Source organism: Rhodococcus sp. EPR-147, from assembly GCF_001647185.1.
Lineage (GTDB): Bacteria > Actinomycetota > Actinomycetes > Mycobacteriales > Mycobacteriaceae > Rhodococcoides.
In genome coordinates this window covers 1-7,816 of record NZ_LVCU01000374.1, presented here as the reverse complement: position 1 = coordinate 7,816, position 7,816 = coordinate 1, and the positions used below count along the sequence as shown (strand labels likewise).

Below are 7,816 nucleotides of genomic sequence, written 5' to 3'. Positions count from 1 at the left end.
GCTCTTCGAGCTGTCGTACCCCGACGAGACCATCGCGCGTGAGGCACTGACTCGCGCCATCCACAAGCTGCCCATCAAGGCACGCATCATCACCAGGGAGGAGCAGTTCTGATGGCTACCGGAACCCCAGCCGCAGAGCTCCGCGAGCTCACCGGTGAAGAGCTGGTCACCAAGCTGCGTGAGTCGAAGGAAGAGCTGTTCAACCTTCGTTTCCAGATGGCTACCGGCCAGTTGGACAACAACCGTCGACTGCGCGTGGTGCGCCACGAAATCGCGCGTATCTACACGGTGCTTCGTGAACGTGAGCTCGGCTTGGCCTCTGGTCCTTCCGAGGACACAGCAGGTGACGCAGCATGAGCGAGGAAAACACTGTGACTGAAGAGCGCAACAACCGTAAGGTTCGGATCGGCTACGTCGTATCCGACAAGATGGAAAAGACGATCGTGGTCGAGCTCGAGGACAGGGTCAAGCACCCCCTCTACAGCAAGATCATCCGTCGCACCACCAAGGTCAAGGCACATGACGAGAAGGGCGATGCCGGCGTAGGCGATCGCGTTCAGCTCATGGAGACCCGTCCGCTGTCCGCCACGAAGCACTGGCGACTGGTCGAGGTTCTCGAAAAGGCCAAGTAGTACCTGCACACAAATGCCCGCTCCCTTCCTGGGAGCGGGCATTTCTGTGTTCCGGCCGCGCAGCCTATCTGCCCAACAAGCCGCCGAGCGCGCCGCCCACACCGGCCTGCTCACCACTGCCGCTGCCACCGATCATCCCGCCCGGCGGCTGCTCCGACGGCTGTACGACGACAAACCCTTGGCCCGCGAACTCGAGGGTGAACCGCTCACCGGTCGATCGACCGATCAGCGTGCCGAGACCGAACGAATCGTTCTTCTTGACTCTCGTCTGCAACGAGGACGACCACGCAACCGCAGCCTGCGGATCGGCGAATGTGGGCTGATCGACGTTCAGCACCACCGGAATGCCGTCCGTCGTGATGGCGATCCGTCCGCGGCCGGTGAAAACACAGTTGAAGAAGCCCGCGTTACCGCCTGCCGCAGCGCCCTGCACACGCTTGACGTCGTAGCTCAGCGTGGACTCGAAAGCCAGAACGTTGGCACCGTTGATGGTCAGACCGTCGGACCCGTCCAGGTCGATCAGATGGACGTCCTGAGCTGCGTTGGCGAGAAAGAGGTCGCCCCGGCCTGTGACTTTCATCAGAGGGACACCCTCGCCCGAGAGCGCCTGCTTGAGCGCCCGGCCGATACCACCCGAGCCCTTCGCCTCGAACCGGAGATCGCCCTGGTACGCGACCATCGAACCGGCCCGGGCCATCACGTCACCGTTCATCCCGATTCGGCACATTTTGCTGCCCTGCTTCTGTATGCCCGAGCCGGGAACCTCGGCGTGGGCGGGCGTGAACAATTCACTTCTCATGGCCAGGACTCCTTGTCGAGCAGGTGAATTCACTGTGGAATCGGTGATGGGTGAGGACGGCTCGGCGGGCACCGGTCGCTCGTCCGTTTCGATGCTGATGCCGAAGGCCGTGGCCAACCCCGCCAGGCCATCTGCATAACCCTGGCCGACGGCACGGATCTTCCACTGCTCGCCGCGGCGGTAGAACTCGAGACACACCAGCGCGCTCTCGTCTCCGAGTGCATCGGCAGCGAATGCCACCAGCGCTGTGTTCGACGCATCGGACACCGTCACCGCCGTCGGTCCCGCAGCCGCGAATGTGGCCGGCCCCGTTCCGTCGAGAGACGCCGCCACGGCCACGGTATCGACGCCGGCGGGGACGGCGGTGGCGTCGAACATCAGCAGGTGCCCGGTCGATGCACGGCGATACTCGACACCGGGGGCTGATGGCTGGTTGTAGAACACCAGGTCCGCGTCCGAACGCACCCGCCCGTCCGGCCCCAGAAGCAGCGCGGAGACATCGACCGAGGTCGACGCCGCGAGCGTCACCGTCAGGGGACCGGCAGGAGCGGGGCAGTTCTCCCCGCGTGCGAGGGTTTTCATCGAATCCAGTGTGCCACTGTCGAGGGCGTCACGACTGGCGCGCCAGCTCGATGACCTCTTCCTCGGTCGGCGGACTCTTCGGATGGTAGGACAGGCACAGCGGGGTGGCCGTACGACGAAACTCTGCGCCCTCCACGGCCGCGTAGAACTGACCGGCAGGCAGGCGTCCGACGTCGGGAACCGAGCCACCCTTCACCCGCGCCATCTCTTTGGCTGCCTCGACCTGCGAGGGACTGTTGAGCAGGCCGTAGAACTGAGTGGACGCATTGCCGGCGATTCGATTGTGCAGGCCTTTCGGGGCCTGGGTGGCGAACACCAGACCGAGCCCGTACTTGCGTGCCTGCGATGCCAGAGCGAGAGTGCTGTGTGTCGCAGCGGTCGTCCTGTCCGAGGGCGCGAAGTTCTGCGCCTCGTCCATCACGAACAGCCCACCCAGCGGCCGGTCGCCCGCAGGGTTCTTCTTTATCCAGGCGAACAAACCCATCTGCAGCTGGTTGACGAAGCTCTGTTTCTGCTCGTCGGTGGTCAGGCCGGCGAGGTTGATCACCGAGACCCTGGCCTTCTTGCCCTCTGCCGGAGTCAGCAGAACAGCGGGATCGACCGGGGTACCCGCTCCCGCGAACATCGGATCGTTCGCGGCGGCGGCCTTGAGATTCTCGGCCAGTCCGGCCGCGATGCGCACCGCATCGCGCATCTCGCTGGCGTCCTCGGGGAACTCTTCCAACAGGTCGATGAAGGCGGTCAGGTCCCCGCCCTGTGGCCGTCGACCGAACAGGTCGAGCGCTGACTTCAACACGGCCCGACCGTGTTTGGACTTTTGTGAAGTGCCCAGAACGCCCGCAGCCGGTTCGAGTGAGGCCAGTGCGGACTCGACGGACGCCTCGAACTCGTCGGCGTCGCCGAGGACGCTGACGAAGTCGGGAAGTGGCTGGAAGCTCAGCGGCCGACCCGAGGACTTGCGGGGCGTCCAGACCACGACGTCGGTGTCGCGCAGGTACGCGGTCGCCTTCGCTTCGTCCCCCGGTGGCCACGTCCGCTCGTCCTCCGGCCATGCGGTGCCGAGTCGAGCCAGGTCGTTGTTGACGTCGAGCACGATCGCCGAAACTCCCTGCAGGGCACACTCTTCCACCAGGCGACGAATCAGCACCGTCTTGCCCGAACCGGAGCCCGCGAAGATCGCAGTGTGCTTGCGTAACGCTTCGAGTGGAACGGCGACGTCCGCACCAGTGCTGAGTTCGGCACCGACCACGATGGACGGTCGCCGCGGCGACGCGGGCTGCGCTGCGACGCTCGGCGTCTCGGGTTCGATGAGGGCGGTGTCGTCGTCGACGACACTGACAGCGGGCAGCACCGCCCGGAACAATTCGACATCGTGCGCCGGCTTGCGTGCGAGCAGCCAGGACGTGAGTGCGGGGGAGTTCTCGGTCAACAGGATCGACAACGCCGCCAGAGCCCTGCGGTCCTCGTCGCCGAAGGGCACCACGATGCCTCCGGCGCGGCGCAGGGCCGCGATGGTCTGCTCGGTTTTCGCTCCGTTGGGCCACGGATCGTTTCTGATCAGGATCAGCCGACGCCTCGGCATGTCTATCCGCAGACCCGCCGTCGTCACTGCGCGCTCGACGCGGGCCAGCGCGGCGCGGGCGTTACCGGACGTGACCGCACGGAAGCACCAGTGCTCTTCGTCGTCGGTATCGGTGTCGACGGTGTGGCGCAGGCGAGCGTGCAGCGCGGGCTTGCCGCTCGGCGGCGGATCCTGGGCCAGGCTGTCGTCGGACGACTGATGCTCGTGAATCCACGCGGTCAGGCCCGCGGACAGCAGTGCGGGAACGATCGAGTCCTCGCTGTCGGGTCGGAGCGGAATCGAGACGTCGACCTGCTCGCGAAGTTGCTTGTAGCGATCGTCGAGCGCGTCGAGTTCGTTGACCCGCGCCGTGGGTAGATCCGGCGCATCGGCCGGACCCGACCTGTCGGTGAAGCTCTCCAACTCCGACGCAACGCCGGCGTCGAGGCAGTGCCTGATGTGGCGATCGACGGCGATGAGCAGCTGGCGCGGAGTGAAATCGGGGGCCTGCTCGAACGCGTCGGGCGCGACCGGCCACGTGGGGTGCGGCGGAGTGAACCCGGCTTCGAGGAAGCACGCTGCCAGACGTCGTCCGAGAAGGAGGCGTCCGATGTCCGACGATGGAATCGGCTTGAGCGACTGAGTGACTCGGAAGCGGTCACGCATCGGCGCGACTCCGCGCGCGGCGATCAGTTCCCAGGCACTCGACAGCGCAGAAAGTACCGAGGCGGTGCGGGGGAGGGTCTCGCGCAACGACATCAAGCCGTGCGCGAGCTGCTCGACGACCTTGTCTTCCTGAGCGTCGGCGAACTCCTGATCCGATCCGGTACGAGACTGCGCCACGAGTGTGTCGATCTGGTCGATCGCGAGAATCGTCGGACCGGTGATGGCAAGCAGACGCGAGATGTTCTCGGCGATGCCCTGATGGCCGAGTTCGGCCCGGCGGATGCCCCAGGCCGAGAACTCGTCCGGATCGACATCGTCGATCGATTGCAGGTATGCGTCACCCAGATCCTGAATTGCCGAGTCGGGGGCGATGGACAGCACGAGTGCGCGCAGCGTGTGCTGCGACGTCCGGCGGTGACGGGGGTGAACCTTGTACACCGCAGTGACGAAGGCATCGAGCGTCTCGGCATCGATCATGTTCTCGCCCATGATCTTTGCGCGTTGATCGTCGGGAATCTCGCCGATCTCGCACAGGCGTCGGAGCAACAGCCCGAGCTGGCTGTCCGATCCGCGGCCGGACGGACGCATCAGGTCGTCGAGCATCCCCATCAGCGTCGAGCGCCAGAAGCCGGCAGCGTCGAGCAACCTGATCAGGAAGAAGTAGCCGCCCTTGAGCTGCACTTCTTCGCGCACCTGGCCGAGCAGGTGCGTCTTGCCCGAACCGGCCGGGCCGCGCACGACGACCCCGAGCGGACTGGCGTCGTCGGAGGCGTCCGCGTCGTCGTATGCATTCATCACTTCGAGGAACACTCGTTCGTGCATTCCCGGCACGTGCACGTTCGACTGCGAACGCCACACGTCGTCGGGGGTCGGTGCCCAGCTCAACCGCACCGATTCGAGAGCTCTGATCTGCTCGTTGTCCGTCATCGTCGACTCAACGCCCATCATGGTTCGATCGAGAGAAGGTGGTTCTGCTGATTGCCGACGATGACGGCCGCGGCGCGTTCCTCGTCGGTCAGTGTCTTCTGATTTTCTTCGGGTATCAGCGAGACATCCGCCGCACGACGCAGACGCGCCAGGGCGTCGTCCAGATCGGTTCTGGTTATGTCGCGCAACTCGTTTCGCAGGCGCGAGAGTCGCACGGTGCTGCCGGGTTCGCGCGCGATCCGGGCATACGCCGCGCGAATCGAGGCTTCGATGTCGACGGTATCGGAATCGACGGCCTTCTCGTCGATTGCAGGTTCGTCGGGTGCAGCCTCGTCTCCGCGGGGCGAGAACACGTCTGCCGGACGGCTGTCGGTGCGGTCGAGCCACCGACGCAACCCGGCCAAGACGGTGAACATGGCCTTTCCTGCTCCCGCCGACCGGGCCGGTGGCTCACCGCCGATGAGTTCGCCGCAGGTGCGCCAACCCTTGTCGGTCAGTTCGAGAGTCATCGGGCTGACGGACCTATTCACCTCGATCAGGCCCAGGTCCTTCAGCTTGTCGCGGGATGGCCTCTCCAGGTTGGGACCGAGCGTCTTCAGTACAGAGTTCTTTACCGGACTTGCTTCGGCCATCAGAACGAGCAGCACTGCTACTTCGGTCCCGTTCAGGTCTTCGGTGCTCATCGAGGATCCCCCTTCGATCGTCTTCTCGATACTGCCTCGCGGATGGTAGCGACCACACGTTGCGGATCGTCGATCACCTGAGCATTGGTGAAGCGCAACACCATGTAGTCGTGTGTCTGCAGCTGGTTGTCACGGACGCGGTCCTCGGCGAACCGATCGACTGCCCGGTGCTCGTTTCCGTCGATTTCCACCACGACCTTCTCGGTGCGCCACAGTACGTCGACCGTGAACGGTCGGCTGAGCTCGTCGAGCCGGATCGAGCGGTTGTGCTCACGCCCGGTGGCCCAGTCATGGGCGTCCAGCGCGCGGCACAGACGCTTCTCGGGTTCGCTCGCCGGGTGGGGGTGACCCGCGATCGGGGGATAGCTGAGCGGCCGGAATCGATCGAGGACCGTGCTGACGCCGTCGGGTACTTCCGGCGCACGTACCGAGACCGACGGGAATCGGTCCACGCTCGACGCCCCGTCGCCCGTCACCCAGACCCCTGCCCCGGCGTGGGCGCACAACCATTCCGCTGCTCCCGCGACGACTCCGGCGTCCGTTCCGACGGGCACGACCAACACGAGGGCAACAGTGCTTCTGTGCTGAGCGGAGGCAAGTACTCGGGCCGACCCTGCTGCTCGGGTCTCGACGGTGAATGCGGTTCGACGCGGCGACCGCCCCGCGACTGCGGCATCTGCGAGTGCCGCGACATACGGACCGAAGTGCGCTGTGTCGCCGGCGAGCCGCACAGCGGCGGCGCGTGCAGCGCGTCGATGCAACGTCGACGAGTCTTCCTGATGGTCGAACTCCGTGAGCAACAGCGGAGCCGAGTCGACTGCAGCGTTCTCGAGTTCTGCTACCACCGCATCGACGAGATCGGCGGCACGATTCGCCGTCGCCGGATCGACCGCGAAGAACACGATCGAGGGCGCGTCGGACGGCAGAGGGTTCACGGACTCGGCGAGTTCACGCTCGGTGGCACCGTGCAGTCGGACGACCCGATCCAGTGGCAGACTCGACCACCAGTGGCCGCCGTCGCCCGTCGACGTCATCGCCGCGCCCCGCTGATCCGAAGATGTCCCATCCCCGAAACCGTACCGAGAGTTCCGGGTCGGCAAGCGGCGGCCGGTGCTCGCGCGATGGCGATTTGGAACCCGAGGGGCCGTTCCCCTACACTTGACCGGTTGCCTGTGGCAGCGGTGTGTCTTTGTGCGCCCGCTCTCGGCAGCCGACCGCGCGTGTCGGGACGGAAATCCGGCACGTACGTACATCCAGGTCAAGGAGAAGTTAGTGATTCAGCAGGAGTCGCGAGTACGCGTCGCTGATAACACGGGCGCGAAGGAAATCCTTTGCATCCGCGTTCTCGGTGTTTCGTCACGTCGCTACGCCGGAATCGGCGACATCATCGTAGCTACGGTGAAGGACGCCATTCCCGGTGGAAACATCAAGAAGGGTGAGGTCGTCAAGGCCGTCATCGTCCGCACCATCAAGGAGCGTCGCCGTCCGGATGGCTCGTACATCCGTTTCGACGAGAACGCTGCGGTGCTGATCAAGCCCGACAACGATCCCCGTGGAACTCGTATCTTCGGCCCGGTCGGCCGTGAGCTGCGTGAGAAGAAGTTCATGAAGATCGTCTCGCTCGCCCCGGAGGTGCTGTAAATGAAGGTGCACAAGGGCGACACCGTTCTCGTGATCGCAGGCAAGGACAAGGGTGCCAAGGGCAAGGTCATTCAGGCCTACCCCGCTGACTCCAAGGTTCTGGTCGAGGGTGTGAACCGCATCAAGAAGCACACCGCGGTCTCCGCCAACCAGCGCGGCGCATCCTCGGGTGGCATCGTCACTCAGGAAGCCCCGATCCACGTATCGAACGTCGCAGTGGTCGACTCGGACGGAAACCCCACTCGCGTGGGCTACCGGACCGATGAGGAATCCGGCAAGCGCGTTCGTGTTTCCCGCAAGAACGGGAAGGACATCTGAGATGACT

8 protein-coding genes and 1 pseudogene are annotated in these 7,816 nt (G+C 65.0%); 5 read left to right on the top strand and 4 right to left on the bottom strand.

Annotated features, from left to right (window positions below; genetic code table 11):
- The 3 genes and pseudogenes from A2J02_RS16800 to rpsQ all read left to right on the top strand — a co-directional run.
- Positions 1-112 (top strand): annotated as a pseudogene (locus A2J02_RS16800) (ribosomal protein L16); the annotation flags it as partial.
- Positions 112-357: a 50S ribosomal protein L29 gene (rpmC, locus tag A2J02_RS16795; protein WP_032376634.1), complete on the top strand. Its 246-nt coding sequence runs from the start codon at positions 112-114 to the stop codon at positions 355-357. The pseudogene A2J02_RS16800 and the gene rpmC, both read left to right, overlap by 1 nt.
- Positions 354-632 carry a 30S ribosomal protein S17 gene (gene rpsQ, locus A2J02_RS16790; RefSeq protein WP_032376635.1) on the top strand — a complete coding sequence of 93 codons (279 nt, stop codon included), beginning with the start codon at positions 354-356 and terminating at the stop codon, positions 630-632. The genes rpmC and rpsQ overlap by 4 nt, the downstream gene beginning before the upstream one ends.
- Positions 633-696: 64 nt before the next feature.
- Here rpsQ and A2J02_RS16785 read toward each other — a convergent pair whose 3' ends face one another.
- The 4 genes from A2J02_RS16785 to A2J02_RS16770 are packed head-to-tail and all read right to left on the bottom strand — an operon-like array spanning position 697 to position 6,884.
- A complete protein-coding gene (locus A2J02_RS16785) occupies positions 697-2,013 on the bottom strand; it encodes an AIM24 family protein (RefSeq protein WP_068051375.1) in 1,317 nt (438 codons plus the stop codon).
- Positions 2,014-2,041: 28 nt separating this feature from the next.
- Positions 2,042-5,167: an ATP-binding protein gene (locus A2J02_RS16780; RefSeq protein WP_068051379.1), complete on the bottom strand. Its 3,126-nt coding sequence runs from the start codon at positions 5,165-5,167 to the stop codon at positions 2,042-2,044.
- Positions 5,168-5,184: 17 nt separating this feature from the next.
- Entirely contained in the window at positions 5,185-5,850 is a 666-nt protein-coding gene (locus A2J02_RS16775; RefSeq protein WP_068051373.1) for a hypothetical protein, read from the bottom strand.
- Positions 5,847-6,884, bottom strand: a complete 1,038-nt coding sequence (locus A2J02_RS16770) for an endonuclease domain-containing protein (RefSeq protein ID WP_068051371.1) — start codon at positions 6,882-6,884, stop codon at positions 5,847-5,849. The genes A2J02_RS16775 and A2J02_RS16770 overlap by 4 nt, the downstream gene beginning before the upstream one ends.
- A 238-nt stretch (positions 6,885-7,122) precedes the next feature.
- On the opposite strand from A2J02_RS16770, the gene rplN reads away from it, so the two are divergent.
- Both rplN and rplX read left to right on the top strand, forming a co-directional pair.
- On the top strand, positions 7,123-7,491 hold the full coding sequence (gene rplN, locus A2J02_RS16765; protein ID WP_068051377.1) for a 50S ribosomal protein L14: 369 nt from the start codon (positions 7,123-7,125) through the stop codon (positions 7,489-7,491).
- Positions 7,492-7,809, top strand: coding sequence for a 50S ribosomal protein L24 (rplX, locus tag A2J02_RS16760; protein ID WP_008718278.1), 318 nt, complete (start codon positions 7,492-7,494; stop codon positions 7,807-7,809).
- Positions 7,810-7,816 lie beyond the last annotated feature (7 nt).